Source organism: Porphyromonas gingivicanis JCM 15907 (genome assembly GCF_000614585.1).
In the GTDB taxonomy this organism is placed as follows: domain Bacteria; phylum Bacteroidota; class Bacteroidia; order Bacteroidales; family Porphyromonadaceae; genus Porphyromonas; species Porphyromonas gingivicanis.
Genome location: NZ_BAKX01000007.1, coordinates 44,362 through 65,748 on the forward strand (window position 1 = coordinate 44,362; position 21,387 = coordinate 65,748).

Sequence of the window (21,387 nt, forward strand, 5' to 3'; positions counted from 1 at the left end):
ATTATTTCTCTGTTTTAGAAGTTACAAATTGACAGTAGCGCAAGATGCCGTGCAGGAGTTTCTTTTTCTCTTTCAACTCGCGAGGAGCATCTTCGGAGCGATGCATAGAGTAGATAAAATCCTTGAGGAGGGAGAAAAACGTTTCGTTCTCTTTGTGAATTCCTTCGTCAAAAAAGTTGTCAAAGACCGCATTGATACGCTCTTTGTATAGGGCAACCTCGTCGGTGAAAATTGTCTCATACATATCTTCTATCCAATAGATAAGACTGTTGAGCATACTCTCATCCTCCTTAAAGGCTCGTATAAGCTCGGTTGCCTTTTTGTATAGCCCTGTCTCTTGTTTACACTTATCGGTACTATGCTTGCAGGGGAGCAAGAACTCTATCCGCTGCCCACTGTGCTTTTGTATGGATATAGCTACGGCATCTCTCGTTGCATCTTTTGCTTTCCTCAACATACTTTCGGCTATCTCTATTGCCTCAGACATGGGACTCTTGTAGTAAAAGATACTTACGCCGTAAGACATCGATAGACCCTCGCCTATTTCCTTTTGGATAAATAGCTTATCTATCTCCTTAATAAGGTTGAATACATCCTTTTCGGTATTGCCCTCCAATACAGGAGCAAAGAGAAAGAGATCATCCCCTCCGATATAGACAGGTATAGCCTTTGTTTTCTGTATTAACTCATCGGCTACATCAACAGAGAACTCGAAGAACGATTTTGTAAATTTCGTTAGCTCATCATCCACCTTTTTATCCTCGTCCTCTTGTACTTTGAGATTTTTGATATATGTCCCAAAGCCATCTCCGTCCGCCTTTATGACTGCCAAATACTTGTAGCAGTTGCGAAAACCAGGCTTTGAGGTTAATTGGGTGTACTCTACCTCTCCGTTTTCATCTTTGGGAGGAGCTTGTTCCCATCCCGATACGGCTATCTCCGAAGTGCTTGGGAAAGCTCTTTCCTTGGAATAACCTTGTAAGAACGAATTCTTCGAGGCCTCGATAAAGAGCTCTATATAATCTTCGTTGGTTTGAATGGGGGCTTTGTTGAATAACTCTTGCGTGTCTAAGTAGCTATTGAGTCGCTTCAAAATGCCACAATTGGAGTCAAGCTCTACCGTTATGCAGGAGATAGAAAAGTAGCTCTCTAAGAATTCACAAATGTACTTCTTGCCCGTTGATGTATCGGTGTTATACCGACTTTTTATTTCTTCAAGTTCTTTCTTCCTCTTTGGATCACTTTCCGTAGCTATCTTTTGCTCAATCTCCTTTTCTTTACTCTGAAGAATAGGTATGAATTTTTCGAGAAGTTCCTCGAAAATCTCTCCTTTTATAGTGTCGAGTTCTCCCTCTTTAAGTACTCCCTTTGCAAAAAGTCTATCGGGGAATAAGCCCACCTTTTCAAAAATGTTCTGAAAAGTATCATTGTCTGTTTGCACTGGAGAGATAATATTAATCCCTTTTTTGTGCATCCTCACGATTAGTTCGTGCATTATCCAAGAGAAGAGGTAGCTCGCCGTCCAAAAGGACTTTACGCTCCGAGCCTTAGACAAAGTTTTACCTATTGGTCCTATGGTTATTGCGGTGTATTTCATTGTGCTTTGCAGAAATTGGTTTTACCTCTGGTATTGTAGATATTAATTCTTTCAAGGAAAAAGTGTCTTTTGATGGTGTGTAAACATCTTTCTTCTCCTTTCCGTATGAAAAAATAAACTTTTTGCCAAATATGTCTTCGTCTATTTCTTTCAGAATTAGAAAAATGGTAGAACCTATTGGTTTGTACACAATAGGAGAAGCAAATCGTTCAATATCCTCGTTAGATACTATTACTTGTTGGTTTGAGTGTGTAAAATCAAAAAGAGAGTGTAATCCTAATAAAGCCCGAACATATTTTTGAGGAAAATCTTCGTGAGTGTCTTTTTCTATGCGCAAGGATAACAACTTTCTTTCGATAGGCTTTTCCCATTCTATCTCCTTTTTTCTGAAATACTCTCTTATAAGAGAGCGCTTTTTTTTGTCTCCTGTTTTCAATTTGTTGTGAAAGGATCTAATCGTATTGAAAGTGTCCGATATATTAGAACAATTGTGCTTTAAGCAGTATTCTACCCCATAACTCTTCATGATTTCTACTACTTTTTGAGGCGAGGAGTCAATCCTTTTTTCTCCGTTGAGACAAAGGCTATAGCTACCAAAGCCTTTGGTTTGCCTTGCACCAAAGTTATGCAACAAGAAAAATGCTTCTAAGTATTTTTCTATATCTGCTTTCATATCCTTATTATGGATTAAAACAATGCCTTTAACACAACCTTCTTCTAAATGATTTGCCAAACATACGGGACCTTTTGTAGGTTCCTTTATCTTGGCTTCATTAGCAAAATAGGGAGTGTTTGAAAGATTTGTTACCCCTTCTTCTATTCTCCCCTTATCCTTAACACGAGGCAAGAAATATTGCACTTTCGCATCAGAGCTTAGCTTAAAGGAGAGTTTGTAGTTCAAGGCTCCCTCTTGTCCGGGGATAAGACAAAGTTCCAATTTTGCATCCTTATTCCCTTTCTTCTTCTCTTCCTCGTACACTCTACGAGCCTCTGCATCTTTATTTTGGAGATGCTTTTTACCCTCCTTGTAACACACCTCTTCATTTGCTTTGGGGTCATTCACAAACCTCTTACCTATTTGCATCAAGACAAACTTGTCGAGCTTCGGTTTGACCTCGGAGGCGCGAAGCGTTGCCCCTGCATCCTTGGCTTGGAAGTGGATGATGGGCGTATGCTGTTCCAATTTAAATTCTAACTTATACATTGTGGTCTATTCTTTTTGTTTTGTATTGTTCTTACAATAGACATCTATAATCTCCTTATTGGTCTGAAGCAATGATTGGGCAAAAGCATTGTTTAGTTCTTTTGTTCTTTCTCGCTCTTGTTCGACCAATTTTCGATACTCTAATTCTTCTTTTTTGATTTTGAATTTGTAACCCCATATAATGGCTACAACACCAATAATAGTAAAGGCTACCACACTCAGACAGAGTAATATCAAAGTTTCTTTTTCCATATCATTGTTTTATGTTTGAGATAATTTTGTATTGGAAAATAGAGACATATTAAGAGGAGAATAATTGTAATAATATCTCCATAGTTTAGTCTCCAATTTGAGGAGCAAACTCCTGCTATATGTTGTGTTTCAAATATCTTATTGAAAAGCTTTCCTCGTTGGAGAGCATAAGTACTCAAAATAGCCACAAATAGAGTAAGAGGGAGGTAGCGATTGGCAGTTTTGTTGAGTACCCCCTGCTCCTCAAGTTCCGTATAATTGAAAAGTTCACCCATCTCTTCGTCGAGAGCTTTAGCATCTTTTCGTATGTTCATATTATTTTGAAGCATATCGTACATTTCTATGCCCTGTATTTGAGGGGTAACCTCTCGAAAGTACGTCTCATTGAGAAAGCGGATATAGTTGCCGTACAGCTCTTTGACCTGCTTTTCGGTCTTTCTCTTTGTCTTTTTATCCAATATCTGTTGTGTGATGGTGGCTATTTCATTGCTGAAGCGCAGTATAGTAGAGCGTTGCACAAGGCTCAATGTCGCCATTTGGTAGTACATAGTTGTAATGTGATCCCCGATAAAATCCTCATTTGAAATACCTACGAGAGAGTCTTTGGTTAGACCGAAGAGAGTGCCTCCTCCCGACCATCTTGCATAGGTTGTTCTCTTGACATCCTCCCTCTGTACAGAAGCATTCGCCACACTTTTTCCTCTCCCATCCCCAAAAAGGTATCGAAACCAAAGGTCTTCAAAGTCTTCATCTTTATTGACGATATTTTCTTCCTCTCTGGGGAGAAAAGGGACTTTGTCTTTCAGTTTTTGGGCATAATCGGGGCTATGGTAGTAGGTTATAAAGAACATCCTATCGTCCATAACGGGGGAGATGCGTATGATCTCTTTCCGTTCGCTCTCTTGATGAAATACGAACTTTTGATACCCATCGTCTTCTGTTCGATCCATTTTGTTGTAACCGAACACCTGACGAATATGGTCGGGGGGGAGAAAGGTGTTTTTGTGACTGATCTCTCCCTCAAATTGACGGAAGTCGTCGTCAAAATTCAGCACTCCTAAACTCCCATAGATGCGGTCGGCAAGAAAAGAATCTTTGGCCTTTAATCTGTTCCCTTTTACCATATATTGAGGATAGATGCGTCTGCCCGAGTCGTTGATGCGGAGGATGTCTTCAAATGCAGTGTGTTTGTCGTTGCGGAGAAAGTAGGCTACCGTTCCCACCCCCGTATCGAACACGGACACGACTATCTTCTCAAGTTGTAGAGAGTAGGTTGTAGAGCCTCCATCGGCTTTCACGGAGATGTTGTAAGTGCCTTGGGTGTCGCTCAGTTCGTAGTGATAGACCGAAGTGTGTTTTTCTGTTCCAAAGAGGGCTCTTCGGGCGAAAGGATGAAAATAGGTGTATTCATTGTAGCGCTCTTCCGAAGCGCCTATTTCGAAGTAATGCCTTTTAAGAGGGCTAACTTCCGAAAACAATTCGTCGAACTTCTTAATGTCCGTTCTATCATTGTAGGAGGGGTATTTTTTCTTCGCTATATAATCCCACTGAAAGGGAAAGATAAAAATGTGCCTACTGTAAGCGTTATTTTCCATATACTTAGTAGTTCTTAAGCTGAATTTATACAGGTAATTCTACTCTGGTAAAACACAAAGAGCGTTCCAAAAAGGAATGGGGTGCCTACAACTACCGCTTATCGGATGATAGGGCAGGGGAGGAACGCTTATGGGATAGCTACACCAAGGGCAATAGCTCCGCATCATTATGTTTGTAGAATTAAGACCAAATCTAATATAAATAAACGGATATTCTGCACCCTTACAAGTGGAAATTTTCGAGGAAAAGATAACCAACTCGCCCTTGTCCTGTCATCACCATACAGCACTCCATATAAGTCGCCTTTAGGAGGCATAATACTATGTGTTTAACGACTCCAATAAGTGGAGCCAAAAGGTATAAAGGTTACTCTCCCAAGGGTTAATGCTTAAAGCAAAAAGGTACGATGGTTTTGCCCCTAACCATTGTACCTTTTGAAGAAAAGTCCATTTAGAAAAACAGACTTCTGCAAGCTAATGCAACAGTACTCTATGAACGACGAATATAGTAATGTACTGCCACATCTGTGGTCTGCATCCCTTGTGAAACGTGATAGCCACGCTCTAACAATATTTCAAGAATAGGGATAGGAGGAAAAGGAGCTATCAACTCCAACGTATCACTACGCTCCATACTCTCTACCCTCTCTAAAACTTCTTCTTTAGGATAAGCTCCACGCTCCAAAAGAGGTCGTACATCCAAGCGGAGGGTCGGCTCTATTGCCCCCATTTCAATAGGCAAACGCTTCAAAAGCTCGTCGCCTACACCTTGTAGACTACTTTCTTGCAGAGGCGATTGTCCAGCTACTTTACGTAGGGTATTAACCATATCAATGGCATTAAGCCAGCTACTTGGGCGGCTCTCCGTAGGGTCGTGATGCGAGCCACAGTACGTCGCAAAAGAGGGTTCTTGAGCTTAGCAAAAGAGGGAGATAGCTCCAAGAGTCGTTGCTCTAATCCGGGGTAATACTCCAAAAGATCCGCCACGGTGGTCTCAGGAGTGATAAGTAACTTTTGCTCTGACATAATCAATAAAAAACCCACCTCCGACAAGCATATAGCCATACGGAAGTGGGGGGACAGTTATAAGCTATTATTTCTTAGTATAGGAGAGCAAACGCTGGTCTCCCTCCAACTTGCGCAGTTCAGTAAGGTCTTGCGTTACCTCTACCACCCCAAGGTATTCCCCTTCGGGCGAACGGACAGCAGAGTATTCGATGTAGACAAAGCGACCTTGAAAGTTGCTCAACCAAAAAGCAGCCTTGTTTTCCCGTCCGCTCTTAAAGTCCTCTATGATTTGCTCCACGATATGTACACTGCCTGGGGGATGACACATACGTACATCTCGACCAATGATAGAGCGGTTACGCTCGAAAACTCGCTTCGGACTGTGCGAGAAGAAACGCACCTTATCGTCCTTATCGACAAAAGTTATATCTATCGGGAGATGTATAAAAAGAGCCTCCAACTCCTTGATACTAAAAGCCCCTGAAGAGAGACGGATAGCATCGCTCTGAATGTACTGCGCCTCCTGAGCGTGCTTTTCCTTGGGTGTCCACTCATCGGTAGGGTCAATGAGACAATAGCCGAAATCCATAGTTTCTTCGTACACCCTGCCCCAATCCGCCTCGGAAAGCGTATCTAACGACATCGGAAAGAGGATATTTTCTTCCTTAAATATCATGCCTCCAATCTGCTCAATGGCAGGAGTAAAAACCAACTCTATCAACCCAGCAAACTCTTCCTGCGAAGAGAAGCCCGCATTGATAGCCTCAAAAGCCTTTTTCAATAGGTCTCGAGCCTCATCGTGCTTGCCCCACATCACTTTGGGTGGACCAGTGATGCCCTTCTGCTCCAAGTAGGGGAAAAGCAAAAACTCCTTTCGTTTGTAGTGCTTATCTACGTCTGCTAAATTGTTGAATATCTTGTGTAGTTGTAAAAAGAGTGCTGCTAACTCCTCTTGAGAGAGGGCCTCCGTCTCTACACGCTTGCGCAATGCCTCGTAACGCTCGATCTCTGCCTGAAGAGCGATATTCTCTTTCTTAAAAGTATCTATGGGATGACCCGCCGGCACTTGCTGGAGTGAAGAGTGGTCGATAGCTCCCTCCAGAGCTTTCGTATGCAGGTCGCAAAAGTGGAGTATCTCCTCTTCGCGTAATTCCTTACTATCTATGAGCTCTTGCTCTACCTCTACCACTTCGTTGTAGGGTATAGAGCGTAAACGTTCTATTAATTGCTGGCGCAGTGCCTCTGGGTTATCTCCCTTGTGAAGCTGCAAGATTAGATGCCGAAGCATCTCCTTTCTCTGGGAAGAGTTATTGATAAATTCGCTCATACTATTCTTCTTATGTTCTAAACTCTATATATACATATCGGCTCACTTTCATGTGCACCAAGACAAAAATAAGCAAAACTATGACACTAAACTCTCCGTTAGAATTATTTATAAAAAGCGAGGCAAAAGAGCATTACTCTCTGCACAAAATAGTCTTCACCAACAGCTTCAAGAGGCGGACGGTGCACCCTCCCAACAGAAAGGTATGGATACAAAAAAAGAGTGCCGATATACATCGACACCCTCTCCCCTATCTTCTATGACTCAAAAAAAGTAGCGAGACCCGGGATTGAACCGGGGACCTCATGATTATGAATCATGCGCTCTAACCAGCTGAGCTATCTCGCCATTTGAAACTATCTGTTCCAAAACGCACGACAAAAGTAGTACATTTTTTCGATCTAACAAGATATTAGACAAAAATAAGCGTCTATTTGTCGCTTTGATGTGCTATTTTCCTCAACAGAAATAGCTTCTTCCCCCTCTTGGTAGCAATCTTTTGCATAGGTTACTTCCCATACTCACTCCAGATGCGCCAATTCTCATTAGCTTGGATAAGCAACATATCAATACCATTCTTTATCGTTGCGCCCTGCGCTCGTGCCATACGCAAGAAGCGAGTCTCCTCTGGAGCATAGATAAGGTCATAGCAGAGATGATTGGGCGTCAAGGCCTCGTAGGGAATAGGAGGCATAGCCAGAATATGAGGACTCATACCTACAGGCGTAGCATTGACGATAATAGGACAGGAAGCAATCAACTCGGGCGTTAGTTGGTCATATCCGATGGTATCTTCAAAAGCCTCTCTACGGCTCGCTACAAGAGTCATAATACCCAATTTCTTAAAAGCTCTCTGCACGGCAAGCGATGCTCCCCCCGTACCTAAAACAAGAGCTTTGTTGTAATGGGGTTTCATAATAGAGAGCATCGACTGGTAGAAACCCTCTACATCGGTATTGAAACCTATCAATCTGCGCTTGCCCCAAAAACTCTTCTGTACGACCACTGTATTGACAGCCCCCACATAACCTGCCTCTACATCTAAGGTGTGCAGATAAGGGAGAATAGCCGTTTTGAAGGGACTGGTTACATTAAAACCACACAGATGGGGGTGCATTAAGAGAAAACGCCTCAATCGACTAAGGCTATCCAAATCGACATTGATATACTGTGCATCAATACCCTCTAAGCGAAACTTTTCATTGAAAAACACCTGAGACTTAGAGTGTTCTACAGGGTGTCCTATAAGTGCATACTCTTTCATTTTATGGCTTTGTATAAAGTGGCTATACCTCCCGAAAGAGGGGTAAAAGAGACATTGCGATAGCCTACTCGTCGAAGCAACGAAGCAAAGGCTTCATACTGGGGCATAGCAACGATAGAACGAGGTAAGTAGCGATACGCCTCCCGATTGTGCGCCACGAGCGAACCGACAAAAGGCACGAACGTATGCGTCCAAAAGGTATATCCCATGCGGAGCAAGCTATTGCGCGGTACAGAAAGCTCTAAGATAACTATCTGACCTCCCTGTATAGTAACTCGGTACATCTCGCAGAGCGACTGCTCTAAATGCTCAAAGTTACGCACACCAAAAGCACACGTAACGGCATCGAAAGAACTTTCGGCAAAGGGAAGAGCCTCACAGTTGCCCTCCATAAGAGTTATAGGAATGGTAGATGGGCTTTACGCACTTTCTCCTCGCCCTTCTCAAGCATCTCGGTAGAAATATCGACCCCTACGATAGAGCGAAGCGAGGGTATTCTCTCTGCCATATCGAGCGCAAGATCTGCCGTACCCACTGCCACATCGAGTAGTGTGGTGGGTTGGTCCTCTTTTAGAAGATGCACAGCACGATGCCTCCAAGAGCGGTCTACCCCAAAGGTCATGAGTTTATTGAGCAAATCGTAGCGGGTAGCAATGTCATCGAACATACTCCGCACGCGTTCGGTTTTGGTCTCCGTTTGAGTGGGCATAATCTTCAAAATAAAAAAGTGTTGAGAGCATTCCTCCCTCCCACCACATCTGGCAAGAGAGAGGTATGCCCTCCCATAGGTCTACTATAAGGTAAAACGCCCGTATCGAGGTCTCTACTTATGCTGCTCTAAGAAGCGGACGATGTTCTTCTCGATACGTTCGGAGAGGTTGGATAGCTCGGTACGTTCAAAAGGCTTACCCGTAACCTTCTCATAAAGCTCTATATAGCGGTCAGAAACACTCTTGCAGTACTCAGGTGTCATCTCTGGTATCTGCTCGCCCTCACGTCCCATAAAGCCATTGTCGGTAAGCCAGCGACGCACAAACTCTTTGGAGAGTTGGCGTTGAGGTTCTCCCTTCTCGAAACGCTCTTCAAAGCCATCGGCGTAGAAGTAACGAGAAGAGTCGGGGGTATGGATTTCGTCAATAAGGTAAATCTTGCCATCTTTCTTACCAAACTCATACTTGGTATCGACGAGGATGAGCCCTTTTTCGCGTGCCAACTCAGTGCCACGAGCAAAGAGTGCCTGCGTATATTGCTCCAAGAGCGTATAATCCTCTTCCGAAACAATCCCTTGTCGGATAATTTCCTCACGAGATATATTCTCATCGTGCCCTTCGTCAGCTTTGGTAGTAGGGGTTATAATGGGGCGGTCGAAGCGTTGATTTTCGCGCAAACCCTCTGGGAGCTTAATACCGCATATCGTGCGTTCGCCCTCGCTATAAGCACGCCATGCACTCCCCGTTATGTAGCCACGGATAACCATTTCTACCTTGAAAGGCTCGCAACAATGCCCCACTGTTACCATAGGGTCAGGGGTAGCTATCTTCCAGTTGGGTACAATGTCGGCAGTGGCATCCAGCTGTCCTGCAGCTATTTGGTTAAGTACCTGCCCCTTGTAGGGTATGCCCTCTGGAAGTACCACATCGAAAGCGGAGATGCGGTCCGTGGCAATCATCGCCACAAGGTCTCCCTCTAAAAAGTAAACATCACGTACCTTACCGTGGTAAACGCTCTGCTGCCCGGGGAAGTGATAATCTGTGCGGAGTAATGTTTCTAACTTCATAACGACCCTTCTTTTTGTCTATTTGTATTCTCTTCATTAGTCTTCTCTCTACGCTCCTCGGCTCGGCGCAGGTCGTCCTTATCGTAGGCTTCGACAATCTGCTGTACCAAGGGGTGGCGAACAATATCGCCTCGCTCAAAATGGATGTGGGCAATAGATGGGATACCCTCTAATACCTCCTGTGCGTGCTTAAGCCCCGAACGCACTCCGTAGGGGAGGTCTATCTGCGTAACGTCGCCTGTAATAATCATTTTGGAGTAGTACCCCATACGGGTAAGGAACATCTTCATCTGGTGTACCGTCGTATTCTGCGCTTCATCGAGTATAATCACCGCATCGTTGAGTGTACGCCCACGCATATAGGCAAGCGGCGCTATCTGTATAGTCCCTATCTCTATATACTCCTTGAGACGGGGCTGAGGTATCATCTCCTCCAGTGCATCGTACAGAGGTTGCAGATAGGGGTCTAACTTATCTTTCATCTCTCCGGGCAGAAAGCCCAGTTTCTCTCCCGCTTCTACCGCAGGGCGAGAGAGGATTATGCGACGGATGCGGCGCTCTTTCAAAGCCTTTACAGCCAAAGAGATCGCTATAAACGTTTTACCCGTACCGGCAGGACCCAAGGCAAAGATCATATCTTTCGTATCGAAAGCCTCTACCATGCGTTGCTGATTCTTACCCCTTGCCGAAATACTCTTGCCTTTAGTGCCATAGAGTATATGGTAGGCAGGCTCTGGAGTAGAGGCATCTTCGCCTCGGGCAATGCGTCGGATGGCCTCTTCGTTGAGCTGATTATACTTCTGCGTATGTGCCACCAAAGCGTCAAGCACCAATACAAATTGGTCGATAGCCGAAGGCTCTCCCAAAATTTTCAAAGCCCCATCTACACCAAGAGCCTTATCTTTGGAAAGAGGGTACGCAGTAAAATCAAGTGCTCTCTATTGACCCCATAAAAAACGCCCAAATCAACATCTTCGGGGATATAAATTCGTTCGGTCACTACCACTCTTTTGCTACTTATAAGTTACGCACAAAAATACAAAAGATAATAGAGAAATAAAGAGAGACCCTTATAGAGTCTCCCAAAAGTCTACACAAGACTTCTAAAAAATAGCAAGAGGGGGCAACAAAATTGCTTTTGCCCCCACCCTCATTACTACGTATCACAAAAATACTTTTATGCGGTGCTTAGAGATTCACTACCATATGTCTTTTGGTGCTGTTGTGGGTTTCTTCGGCCTGTTCGATAGCCACCAAAACGCCGTTGTTGAAGACAAATACGTGATTGACCGTCGTTTCGTCGGACGACCAAACATCGTCCCAAATCTTCTCCTTATAGAAGTACTCCTCCTGCAAGTTATTGGCAGGGTCTTTTCTTGCACTCTGTTTATAGGGTTTACCACAGATCTTTACCACCTCTTGCTGGGTCATGCCCAACGCTACCTTGCTCGACAAAACAGCCCTCGTCTTGCACGAAGAGAATACCGTTAGTGAAGCCACCATGAAAAAACACATTACCCACGAGGTAATACAACCTCTTGCACCACCAGCTCTTACCATAGCTTTCAATCGTTTTGGAATAATAATTCTACTCTTGGTTTCCTACTGCCCTCTCCTTGCCAAGTAGCTCCTCTACCCGAAAGGAGTAGTCCGTAGAGTATCACAGTCTCTTGCACGCAAAAATATAGAATTAAACCATACGAAACACTCCGCAGTAGCATTCTTTAAGAGAGAGAGAACAAAAAAATTTGTTTCGGCATATCAAAAAACATATCTTTACGTTGTGAAATGTTCGCAACTCCACATCTTACGAGGCGGTTACTGTATCAATTAACAACTAAAAGACTCTAATAATATGGAATACAGAAAAGGATTATACCTACTTTTATCCGTAGGATTGTCTCTATTGTCCTTAATGGCATGTCAGAGTAGTAACACAAGCAATAGAGAGCAAACCATCGAGGAGGTTCAAATAAAAGAGACTCCACTGGGAAAGGCTATCACCGAAGGGATGGAAAAATACCCTACCGAAGATTTTTACATCCTACACATAGCTTCGTCCGATGAGTATCTTGCCATGAGTCAAGAAGAGTATAAGGTATCGGAGGCTTTTGCCCATCTTGTAGTGAGAAAAAATAGCGACTCCCAAGCAGGAGAGCCTCTAACAGATGAAAGTTGGAGCATAGGAGGCAAAGGAAAGGAGCAGTCCGAAGCTATGCGAATAGCCTATGAGCTGACCAACTCCCTCGAAGTCGATAAAAACTTTGAAATTTACGTTGAGTACCAAAAAGAGGGTACTTTCACCGTTAAGTACAGAACAGAATAAACCAACTACCCTCTCGTAAGAAGAGCAAGAGGCTGTGTCATTTTCATTATAACACAGCCTCTTTTTTTGCCCTCTTCGATAAAAGCAGAGCAAACCTCTTACCTATCGAGCAGCTTCCTCTATTCCTCCCCACTTATTCTCCCCCTCTTTTTCATTGAAAGTTTCTTGCAGCCCCTCACGACCCTCCGAAGTAGCTTTTGAAACCTACGTTGCAAACTCGCAAAACCATTAAAGCAAACTCTCGAAACCTACGTTGTAAACTCGCAAAACCATTAAAGCAAACTTTCAGAACCCTCCGAGTAAAATTGCCCCACCCTACTCAAGAGGGAACAACACCTTCCGAAAAGTTGGCGAAGCTCTCCCTCTCAAACAACTAAACATAATTGAGACCCTCCTTCAAAAGTTTTATGCACTCCCCTACGAACCTTTTAGTAAAAACGCGGTTATACTAATGTAAAAAGTCGCCCGAAAGGCTTGTAATCACCTGATTATAAGAAGTATAAGAGCGCAACCAACGCTCCGAGGAAACAAGGCAACGAGACTCCTTTGGGCGCCATACGCTACTAATCGGTAAATAACTAATTTTGCTTTGATAATAACCATTGCTCCAAGGAGAAGAAAATGACGCATACTTTTGATTACGATATTATAGTAGTAGGAGGTGGGCACGCAGGGTGCGAGGCAGCAGCTGCGGCAGCTACGTTAGGTTCGCACGTGCTACTCATCACCCACGATATGAACAAAATAGCCCAGATGAGCTGTAACCCCGCTATGGGAGGTATAGCCAAAGGCAGATCGTTCGTGAGATAGATGCCCTCGGGGGCTTGTCGGGCATCGTTTCGGATGCCTCCTCCATTCAGTTTCGGATGCTCAATAGGAGCAAAGGGCCTGCTATGTGGAGCCCTCGTGCCCAAATAGATCGTATGCGTTTTATGGAGCAATGGAGGCAAAAGCTCGATGCTATTGAACAGCTCGATATGTGGCAAGACAGTGTACTACAACTCATCTTCGACGGAGAGAACGTAGTAGGCGTAGAGACCGCTCTGAAGAAAAAGTTCTATGCTCCGAAAGTTATCCTCACCGTAGGTACGTTTTTGGGTGGATTGATGCACTTCGGCTCTACCATGCTACCAGGAGGACGGGTCAGCGAACCCGCTTCGTACGGCATTACCGACCAACTGATTCAAATGGGTTTCGTGGCAGGACGTATGAAAACAGGTACTCCTGCTCGCATCGACGGCCGTAGCGTGGATTGGAGTCTCACTACCCTACAAGAGGGCGATGCAGAGTTTAACGCTTTCTCCTTCCTATCTACGCCCGATATGCCTCGGATGCCTCAACTTCCTTGCCATATCCTCTACACCAATGAGGAATGCCACGAAATATTGCGAGGTTCGCTCGACGAATCGCCCCTCTATAATGGTCAAATAGATAGTATCGGACCTCGTTACTGCCCAAGTATAGAGACGAAAATCGTAACCTTTGCGGACAAAACAGCCCATCAGCTCTTCCTTGAACCCGAAGGTGCGGTTACCAATGAGTATTACCTCAATGGATTCTCCTCTTCTCTGCCGATGGAGACACAAATCAAAGCGCTCAAAAGCATTCCAGCCCTCCGTAATGTGCGTATCTACCGACCGGGGTATGCCATCGAATACGACTATTTCGACCCTACACAGCTACAACATACACTTGAAACCAAACAGATAGCAGGGCTCTACTTTGCAGGTCAAATCAACGGAACTACAGGCTACGAAGAAGCCGCAGGACAAGGACTCATAGCTGGCATCAACGCTCACAATGCTCTAAAAGGTAGAGAACCTTTCATTTTAGGACGTAATGAAGCTACATAGGAGTACTCATTGACGATCTTGTAACGAAAGGGGTAGATGAACCCTACCGTATGTTTACCTCACGAGCAGAGTTCCGCACGCTCCTTCGCCAAGACAATGCCGACGAAAGACTCACACCCAAAGCTATCGAACTCGGTTTAGCTTCGGCAGAGAGGATAGAGCATTTCACGCAAAAGCAAACCGCTATTCAGAAGCTAATCGCCTTTACGAGCCAGTACTCTGTCAAGCCCGAATTGGTCAATAGTACGCTGGAAGAGATTGGAGAGCAACCCCTAAAACATGCCATCAAACTGAGAGAATTTTTGTTGCGCACGAAGGTAACCTTCGACCTCGCCCTGCGTTTGCTTCCAGAGGTCAAAGCAAAAGCCGAAAAAGTTGCACAGAAGCGTAAAGAAGTTATCGAAGCCTCTGAGATTGCCATCAAATATGCGGGTTATATAGAGCGAGAGAAACTGCAAGCCGACAAGATGGTTCGTTTGGAAAACATAAAACTGGGCGATCGTTTCGACTATCTCAAAATCGAAAGCCTATCCACCGAAGCGCGCCAAAAGTTGGACAAGATACGCCCCATCACCATAGGGCAAGCGGCACGCATACCGGGGGTTTCTCCACACGACATTAGTATTTTGATTGTTTTGTGTCAGAAGTAATGCTGCTTTTGTTTCACGTGAAAACAAGAAAAGACCCTACATTACGATGACTCTCGAGGAAATAAAGAAGATAATCCCTACTATCCCAGAGCTCCCAGGATGTTACCAATACTTCAACGACGAGGAAAGTATCATCTATGTAGGCAAAGCCAAAAACCTGCGCAAACGGATAGCCAGCTACTTCTCCAAAGAGCATACCGACCGCAAAACAAGGCTCTTGGTGGCCTCCATACGAGAGGTAAAATACATAGTGGTAGAAGATGAGAGCGAAGCCCTTCTGCTCGAAAACAACCTCATCAAGACTCTTAAACCGAAGTATAATATCCTTCTTAAAGACGACAAGTCGTATCCCAGCATCGTAGTTACAAAGGAAGAATTCCCTCGCATCATAGTTACCCGCAATAAGCTCCGCAATGATGGCACCTACTTTGGTCCTTACACCAACGTAGGCAACGCACATAAGATGGTGGGACTCATACGAGAACTCTACCAAACACGCACCTGTCGCCTCAAACTCACCCAAGAAAATATCCGAAAAGGAGCGTTTCAAACCTGCCTTCAGTACCACATAAAACGTTGCGAAGCCCCCTGCGTGGGTAAAATATCGTGGGCGGAATACAACCAGAAGATACGAGAAGCCTCCGAGCTACTAAAAGGCAATCTCAAGCAACTCATACAGCAAACCACCGAAAAGATGTTTGCCTACGCCGAAAAAGAGCAGTACGAAGAGGCAGCACGAGAGAAGGCTCAGCTCGATATGCTCCAAAACTACACCAACAAGCATACGGTAGCACCGCAAATCACACACGACATAGACGTCTTTAGCTACGATGAAGAAGAGAGCAAAGCATACATCAACATGATGCAAGTACACGAGGGAGCCATAGTCCGCGCCATGACATTGGAGTGGAAGAAGCCCATCGACGAGAGCAAAGAAGACCTCCTAACGACCGCCATCATAGAGCTTCGTCAGCGTTTCGACAGTCATGCCGAGGAGATTATACTGCCCTACCCCATCGAATGGCAACCACACAAACGTTGTAAACTTACCATTCCCAAGCAGGGAGAAAAGAAGCATTTACTGGATCTCTCCTACAACAACGTCCGTCAGTACAAGTTAGACCAGCTGAAAAGAGCTGAGAAACTCAACCCCGAACAGAGAGCTTTACAGCTAATGCAACGAATGAAAGCCGATTTACAACTGAAGAAATACCCCAGAGTAATAGAGTGTTTCGACAACTCCAATATACAAGGCACACATCCCGTAGCGGCTTGCGTGGTCTTCCACAATGGGAAACCTCGGAAATCATCGTACAGAAAGTTTCACGTGAAAAGTGTAATCGGTCCCAACGACTATGCCTCTATGCACGAAATCATTACTCGTCGGTATAGCAAGGTAGTGAGCGAAGGAGAGCCTTTACCCGACCTCATCGTGATAGATGGCGGTAAGGGACAGTTAAAAGTAGCCACCGAAACACTCCAAAAGCTCGGTATCTTAGAGCAAGTGGAGGTCATCGGACTTGCCGAACGGCTCGAAGAAGTCTTCTACCCCGACAATCCCATCCCCCTTTTCCTCAAGAGGGGTTCCGACACGCTACGTACCCTACAACACATTCGCGACGAAGCACACCGCTTTGGTATCACATTCCATCGTTCGTTACGCAGCAAGGGACAAATCAAATCTGAATTAGATAACATCAAAGGCATCGGACCTCAATTAAGAAAAGCCTTACTCAAAGAGTACAAAAGTATAGCTCGACTCAAGCAGGCAAGTAGGGAAGATTTAATGCAATCTATCGGAACAAAGAGAGGTACTCAACTATTCGAAGCTCTCCACCCCTCTACCCCCAAAAAAGAAAACGACAAAGAAAACAACGCTACAATATCATAAAAAAGAGACTATGAAACTGGTCATACAACGTGTACAGAACGCCTCCGTGAGCATTGGGGGCGCACTTTTCTCCTCCATAGAGAGGGGGTTGCTCATCTTGGTAGGCATCAAAGAGAGTGATGGCGATAGAGAAATAGAGTACCTTTGCAGAAAGGTAGCCGCCCTACGTATATTCAACGACGACGAAGGGGTTATGAATCGCTCTGTGATGGATGTAGAGGGAGAGGTGCTTATGGTAAGCCAATTCACCCTTATGGCCAATACCAAAAAGGGCAATAGACCCAGTTACATAAACGCTGCCAAAGGAGCTATCAGCGAACCCCTCTATGACCGTTTCTGCTTAGCTATGGAGCAAACGTTGGGCAAGCCCGTAGCTCGGGGGCAGTTTGGTGCAGATATGCAAGTCTCACTTACCAATGATGGACCCGTAACCATCATTATAGACACAGAAGAAAATATATAACAACCTGTAAATCAACTATATAAACCAATCAATATGACCCTACAAGAGCTTCAAGAGTGTGTAGACAAATGGATCAAAGAGTATGGGGTACGCTACTTTTCTGAACTTACAAATATGGCTATCCTCTGCGAAGAAGTGGGAGAAGTAGCGAGGATTATGGCACGTACCTACGGAGATCAGAGCCGTAAGGAGGGCGAAAAACCTCAAGAGTTAGCCGATGAATTGGCAGATGTACTATGGGTCTTGACCTGCATCGCTAACCAAACAGGTATTAACCTCGAAGAGGCTCTTCAAAAAAACATAGAGAAGAAAACGCTAAGAGATAAGCAACGACATAAAAACAACCCTAAACTAAAGAGTTAAAAGCATGGAAAAAAACAGATATAACGAGGCATTCGACCTCTTTGCTCCTGCCCTTTCTGAAGAGAAGATTACGGCAGAAGTTGAGGTTATAATAGAGAAAAACTACGCCAAGGCTTATACCCAAGAGACGTTACGCTTCTTGCGTAGCACCATAGACCTTACTTCGCTCTCAGGCACCGATACGGAGGAGAGCATCAAAAAGATGGTCGATAGCGTCAATGAAACTGCTCGCAAAGAGCCTACCCTACCCCACGTTGCGGCGATATGCGTATACCCTTTACAAGTACCCGTGGTGAAGAAATACCTTCAAGTGCCAGTGTACACATCGCAGCCGTTAGTGGTGGCTTCCCAGCCTCACAGACTTTCGAAGAGATAAAATATGCCGAAACGGCACTAACTGTCGCTTCTGGAGCTAATGAAATAGACATTGTACTTAACTTAAATCACTTCTTAAGTGGCGATTACGCCTCTGCTGTAGTCGAAATAGAGGAGCAGAAAGCCTCTTGCCGTGGGGCGCATCTGAAAGTTATATTGGAGACAGGTGCTCTGAAAGATGCCGAATCTATACGCAGAGCCTCTATTCTCTCTCTCTTTAGTGGTGCTGATTTCATCAAAACCTCTACGGGCAAAGAGTTCCCCGGAGCCACTTTAGAGGCAGTTTATACCATGTGTTGCGTGCTTAAAGAATACCACCAACGCTACAATAAACGAATGGGAATAAAAGTTTCAGGTGGTGTGCGCACGGCAGAGGATGCAGTTAAATACTACTGCATTGTATCTGAAGTGCTCGGAAAAGAATGGCTTACTCCCGAACTCTTCCGCATCGGAGCAAGTAGTTTGGTAGGCAACTTAGAAAAAGCTATCAAAGAAACCCACTAAAACGCCCAAGCCAGTAGGAGTATTGCACGGTTTCTAAAGAACAACCGTTCCACACGTTATAAAAAGAAGTCTCATCCTTAGCTCCCATACAAAGGCTAAGGATGAGACTTTTTTCTATTCTTTTTATTTTATTCTGGAAATATCTGAAAGAAAGAAAGAAAGCCTAGCAACACGCTAGAAGCTCTTTGATTAAAAGAGTTTCACCGATATACCAACACTGGCAACAGGTAAAATTTGAGTATAGTAAAGTAGCTGTTGAACCTCTTTTGAATAATCTAAAAGGTTATTTAAATCTCCCTCTATTACGTTTGAAGAAGATACTTTCGCCTTTCCCGCTACAACAAAACCAATATCCCAAACGAATGAAACAGGTGTTTTAGAAACATTATATCCCCCACCAATACCCAAATAGGGTTGGAAAACACGTCCCCAATTAACAGACATATCTAATGACAGTTTATCACTTGGTTTGATGACTACTTTATCCTGACTATTCGACGCATCATAGAAGGTTATTGTATGGTCAGCACTCGGATCAAATATTTCATTATCAAAAGTTATGGGCTTCTTTGTTTTATGATCTATCAAAGCAAGGTCTCCCTTGAGCTTCAAACGTCCGAGATAAAACCCTCCTGTTAGTCGAAACGAGTTTCTAAAAGGATGATAATCTAGTAAAAGATGTCCTTGAAAATTACTCAACTTAAGTGATGTCCTAACATCAGGAAAATTCTCTGAATTTGTTTGATTGCCATTCTTATAGTTAAAGTCTCTCAGAGCAATATCTCGATTAAAGAGACTTGTAGAGGGAATAAAACCAAAGCCAGCACGTGCTGTTAGTTCAGGAAGAAAGGAAACAGCAGCGGTGAATTGCATTCCTTCAGGAAAACTCAATCGAAAACCTACTCCCCCTCCTATTTTATAAGGACTATCCATAGTTAAAGGAACCATAGACTCTACTACATCAATAGAACTATAGTTATCCATAGCCTCTCTAGGGGCTATAGAAGAAACTCTAACTTCGGAAAGGAAACCCTCCACCACCTCTTCTAACCTTGAATCTTGAGCAAAAAAAGTACAAGGAACAGCAAGAAGTAAAAAAAGAAAGCAGATAATACTCTTATTCATACCTTTGGTAAGTTTTTTGCGAAAACAATTACTTCTCCACCTTAATGTTACCCTTGAAAAGAATCACCAGTAACAACTTATCCACCATAGGGGCTTTTCCTTTTTGTGTTGTTACTAGCTTAATTGCAAGCTCTTCATTTTTCAATAACTTTAGTAAATCCTTATCCGAAAGGGTAAAAGTGATTTGGTCTTGAGCATTACTATTATCACTTTGAGCAAAGGGCTTTAATGGGGTACCTGATAAAATAGAGAGTTTTCTAAAAAAACCTACGTTATAATCAGAGGGAGTATGTGCTTTAATAGTCACTTCTTCCAATTCTAACTGTTTCAAATTGCGTAACTGAAAACCAGCTTGCTCACACATCTCTTTCAAATTCCACCTCAAGATACCCTCAAAAAGAACTCTCTCTGTTCCATCTCTCCAAACACCCTTCTGAGCTGTTTGATTGAAGGCTGCTAAATCTATCTCTAAAGGGAAGTCTTTCTTTAGTTCTGCAGAAACAATAGTATGCAAGTCATCAGGATCTTTAGGCTTTTTCAAAGCCTCGCAACCGCCCAACAATATAGCACTGAGGAATAAAAACAATACAACTAATGATGAAGTCAATTTTTTCATATTTCCTATATTTTTAAATGAATACACAAAATTAGTTACTATGAAAGTACAATAATAAAATCATTTCACCAAAAAGCAACCAGGTCGGCAACAAATATCCTAAAAAACTAACAGTTTATACAGTAAAGTATAAAAAACAGAATGAAAAGGTCTTTTAAAGAAGAAAATAAAAAAGATTCTCCATTGTATTTTTAGGATAAGTTCATAGGAAAGTAGGAAGAAATGGGCAAAAAGAGGTCTATGTAGGTGAGACCTTGCTCGCTCTAAAAGCGTTGCATAGTCACCAAAGGATAGAGGCTGTACACGACTCGATTAGAGCCAAGAGGTGCAACCCTACCCGACAAGCCGAGCTTCCATTAGAGGTGGGCGATGGGCGATTAGAGAGCATTTTGCCAATGGTTATTCAAAGCGGTAATACGCCCAAAAGAGACAAAACGCTTCTCGTAGTTTTTGCGCCCCGTAAAATTCTCCCAAACGATGCCTCTCGATGAACTATGCATCATATAGATAATACCATCTTTAATCTCCACAATCATTGCCACGTGTCCTACTCCATTGGGTCTATGGCGAGGAGTACCCTTGAAGAAAATTAAATCTCCGACTCTTGGCTTTTCTACCTTCTTGCATTCCGAATGCATAGCATAGCTGGTGCGTGCCAAAGAAATCCCTTGATTGCCGTAGATGAAATATAGAAACCCAGAGCAATCAAGAGGCCACTTTGCTATCCCTCTACACTTGTATGGTTTGCCAAGATATTTACGCCCGTCAGATATGATATTACGGATTATTTCGGGTACTTGCTCCTCTTCGGATACGAGTTTTTGTCCTTTGGCAATAAGCGTAAGTGTATCAATGAGCGGGGCATGCTCTTTCAAAATGAATTGCAATAAACGATGCTCTTTCTGAACAGAGGGAGGACTCGTTACTCCTGCTTTCATACTTGTCCAAAGAGAAGTACAGAAGAGCAAAAGCAGTACTACCTTGCAGTGTCTATTCATACCGTTACTATTAAAATATACTACTAATGACAATCGTTGTAATGCTTGGTTTCAAGTACTCACAACAAAGCCAAGGACAAATATAAGAATAATCTAACGAGTAGAAAACATTGATAATAAGCGACTAACAAACTTAGCAAACCTCTTGTGGAGCTATTATAGAGGAGAAAAAGGAAGCTACTACTGATTCGGATTAAGA

At 43.7% G+C, this 21,387-nt stretch carries 20 protein-coding genes, 1 tRNA gene and 3 pseudogenes; 7 read left to right on the plus strand and 17 right to left on the minus strand.

Annotation, left to right across the window (positions count from 1 at the left end; genetic code table 11):
- Position 1: 1 nt before the first annotated feature.
- From cas10 to JCM15907_RS12665, 14 genes and pseudogenes are all read right to left on the minus strand, one after another.
- Positions 2–1,597 carry a type III-B CRISPR-associated protein Cas10/Cmr2 gene (gene cas10 / locus JCM15907_RS07560; RefSeq protein WP_025843342.1) on the minus strand — a complete coding sequence of 532 codons (1,596 nt, stop codon included), beginning with the start codon at positions 1,595–1,597 and terminating at the stop codon, positions 2–4.
- Complete coding sequence (locus JCM15907_RS07565; RefSeq protein WP_025843343.1) at positions 1,560–2,801, minus strand: hypothetical protein; 1,242 nt, start codon at positions 2,799–2,801, stop codon at positions 1,560–1,562. The genes cas10 and JCM15907_RS07565 overlap by 38 nt, the downstream gene beginning before the upstream one ends.
- A gap of 6 nt (positions 2,802–2,807) precedes the next feature.
- Complete coding sequence (locus JCM15907_RS07570; RefSeq protein WP_025843344.1) at positions 2,808–3,053, minus strand: hypothetical protein; 246 nt, start codon at positions 3,051–3,053, stop codon at positions 2,808–2,810.
- Complete coding sequence (locus tag JCM15907_RS07575; RefSeq protein ID WP_025843345.1) at positions 3,035–4,648, minus strand: hypothetical protein; 1,614 nt, start codon at positions 4,646–4,648, stop codon at positions 3,035–3,037. The genes JCM15907_RS07570 and JCM15907_RS07575 overlap by 19 nt, the downstream gene beginning before the upstream one ends.
- A 490-nt stretch (positions 4,649–5,138) precedes the next feature.
- The gene (locus tag JCM15907_RS13460) at positions 5,139–5,477 is read right to left on the minus strand and encodes a DUF2249 domain-containing protein (protein ID WP_051522438.1); all 339 of its coding nucleotides are present in this window, start codon (positions 5,475–5,477) and stop codon (positions 5,139–5,141) included.
- Entirely contained in the window at positions 5,453–5,713 is a 261-nt protein-coding gene (locus JCM15907_RS12415) for a DUF1858 domain-containing protein (protein ID WP_051522439.1), read from the minus strand. The genes JCM15907_RS13460 and JCM15907_RS12415 overlap by 25 nt, the downstream gene beginning before the upstream one ends.
- A 28-nt stretch (positions 5,714–5,741) precedes the next feature.
- On the minus strand, positions 5,742–6,983 hold the full coding sequence (locus tag JCM15907_RS07585; RefSeq protein ID WP_025843346.1) for a DUF438 domain-containing protein: 1,242 nt from the start codon (positions 6,981–6,983) through the stop codon (positions 5,742–5,744).
- A gap of 274 nt (positions 6,984–7,257) precedes the next feature.
- Positions 7,258–7,331, minus strand: a tRNA-Met gene (locus JCM15907_RS07595).
- 160 nt (positions 7,332–7,491) lie between these two features.
- The gene (locus tag JCM15907_RS07600; RefSeq protein WP_025843348.1) at positions 7,492–8,247 is read right to left on the minus strand and encodes a shikimate dehydrogenase family protein; all 756 of its coding nucleotides are present in this window, start codon (positions 8,245–8,247) and stop codon (positions 7,492–7,494) included.
- A complete protein-coding gene (locus JCM15907_RS13705; RefSeq protein ID WP_051522440.1) occupies positions 8,244–8,639 on the minus strand; it encodes a class I SAM-dependent methyltransferase in 396 nt (131 codons plus the stop codon). The genes JCM15907_RS07600 and JCM15907_RS13705 overlap by 4 nt, the downstream gene beginning before the upstream one ends.
- Before the next feature lie 5 nt (positions 8,640–8,644).
- Positions 8,645–8,956 (minus strand): class I SAM-dependent methyltransferase, encoded by a 312-nt coding sequence (locus JCM15907_RS13710; RefSeq protein ID WP_051522441.1) that lies wholly within the window; start codon positions 8,954–8,956, stop codon positions 8,645–8,647.
- A 114-nt stretch (positions 8,957–9,070) separates the two neighbouring features.
- Entirely contained in the window at positions 9,071–10,024 is a 954-nt protein-coding gene (locus tag JCM15907_RS07610) for a phosphoribosylaminoimidazolesuccinocarboxamide synthase (RefSeq protein ID WP_025843349.1), read from the minus strand.
- A pseudogene (locus JCM15907_RS11365) lies at positions 10,021–11,024 on the minus strand (PhoH family protein). The gene JCM15907_RS07610 and the pseudogene JCM15907_RS11365 overlap by 4 nt, the downstream one beginning before the upstream one ends.
- A 188-nt stretch (positions 11,025–11,212) precedes the next feature.
- A complete protein-coding gene (locus JCM15907_RS12665; RefSeq protein ID WP_025843350.1) occupies positions 11,213–11,455 on the minus strand; it encodes a hypothetical protein in 243 nt (80 codons plus the stop codon).
- Here JCM15907_RS12665 and JCM15907_RS13035 point away from each other — a divergent pair.
- The 7 genes and pseudogenes from JCM15907_RS13035 to deoC all read left to right on the plus strand — a co-directional run bounded on the left by JCM15907_RS13035 (position 11,454) and on the right by deoC (position 18,449).
- Positions 11,454–11,651, plus strand: coding sequence for a hypothetical protein (locus JCM15907_RS13035; RefSeq protein ID WP_025843351.1), 198 nt, complete (start codon positions 11,454–11,456; stop codon positions 11,649–11,651). The genes JCM15907_RS12665 and JCM15907_RS13035 overlap by 2 nt on opposite strands.
- A 228-nt stretch (positions 11,652–11,879) precedes the next feature.
- Positions 11,880–12,350, plus strand: coding sequence for a hypothetical protein (locus JCM15907_RS07635; RefSeq protein WP_036885630.1), 471 nt, complete (start codon positions 11,880–11,882; stop codon positions 12,348–12,350).
- Between the two features lie 621 nt (positions 12,351–12,971).
- A pseudogene (gene mnmG, locus JCM15907_RS11370) lies at positions 12,972–14,853 on the plus strand (tRNA uridine-5-carboxymethylaminomethyl(34) synthesis enzyme MnmG).
- A 46-nt stretch (positions 14,854–14,899) separates the two neighbouring features.
- Positions 14,900–16,744, plus strand: a complete 1,845-nt coding sequence (gene uvrC / locus JCM15907_RS07645) for an excinuclease ABC subunit UvrC (RefSeq protein ID WP_025843353.1) — start codon at positions 14,900–14,902, stop codon at positions 16,742–16,744.
- A gap of 10 nt (positions 16,745–16,754) precedes the next feature.
- Positions 16,755–17,207, plus strand: a complete 453-nt coding sequence (dtd, locus tag JCM15907_RS07650) for a D-aminoacyl-tRNA deacylase (protein WP_025843354.1) — start codon at positions 16,755–16,757, stop codon at positions 17,205–17,207.
- Between the two features lie 33 nt (positions 17,208–17,240).
- Entirely contained in the window at positions 17,241–17,570 is a 330-nt protein-coding gene (locus JCM15907_RS07655) for a nucleotide pyrophosphohydrolase (RefSeq protein ID WP_025843355.1), read from the plus strand.
- Between the two features lie 4 nt (positions 17,571–17,574).
- A pseudogene (deoC, locus tag JCM15907_RS11375) lies at positions 17,575–18,449 on the plus strand (deoxyribose-phosphate aldolase).
- A 189-nt stretch (positions 18,450–18,638) separates the two neighbouring features.
- Here the strand turns inward: deoC and JCM15907_RS11380 are convergent.
- From JCM15907_RS11380 to JCM15907_RS12430, 3 genes are all read right to left on the minus strand, one after another.
- A complete protein-coding gene (locus JCM15907_RS11380; RefSeq protein WP_025843356.1) occupies positions 18,639–19,574 on the minus strand; it encodes a hypothetical protein in 936 nt (311 codons plus the stop codon).
- A gap of 28 nt (positions 19,575–19,602) precedes the next feature.
- The gene (locus JCM15907_RS07670; protein WP_148297493.1) at positions 19,603–20,217 is read right to left on the minus strand and encodes a hypothetical protein; all 615 of its coding nucleotides are present in this window, start codon (positions 20,215–20,217) and stop codon (positions 19,603–19,605) included.
- Positions 20,218–20,567: 350 nt separating this feature from the next.
- Complete coding sequence (locus JCM15907_RS12430; RefSeq protein WP_025843358.1) at positions 20,568–21,188, minus strand: C40 family peptidase; 621 nt, start codon at positions 21,186–21,188, stop codon at positions 20,568–20,570.
- Positions 21,189–21,387 lie beyond the last annotated feature (199 nt).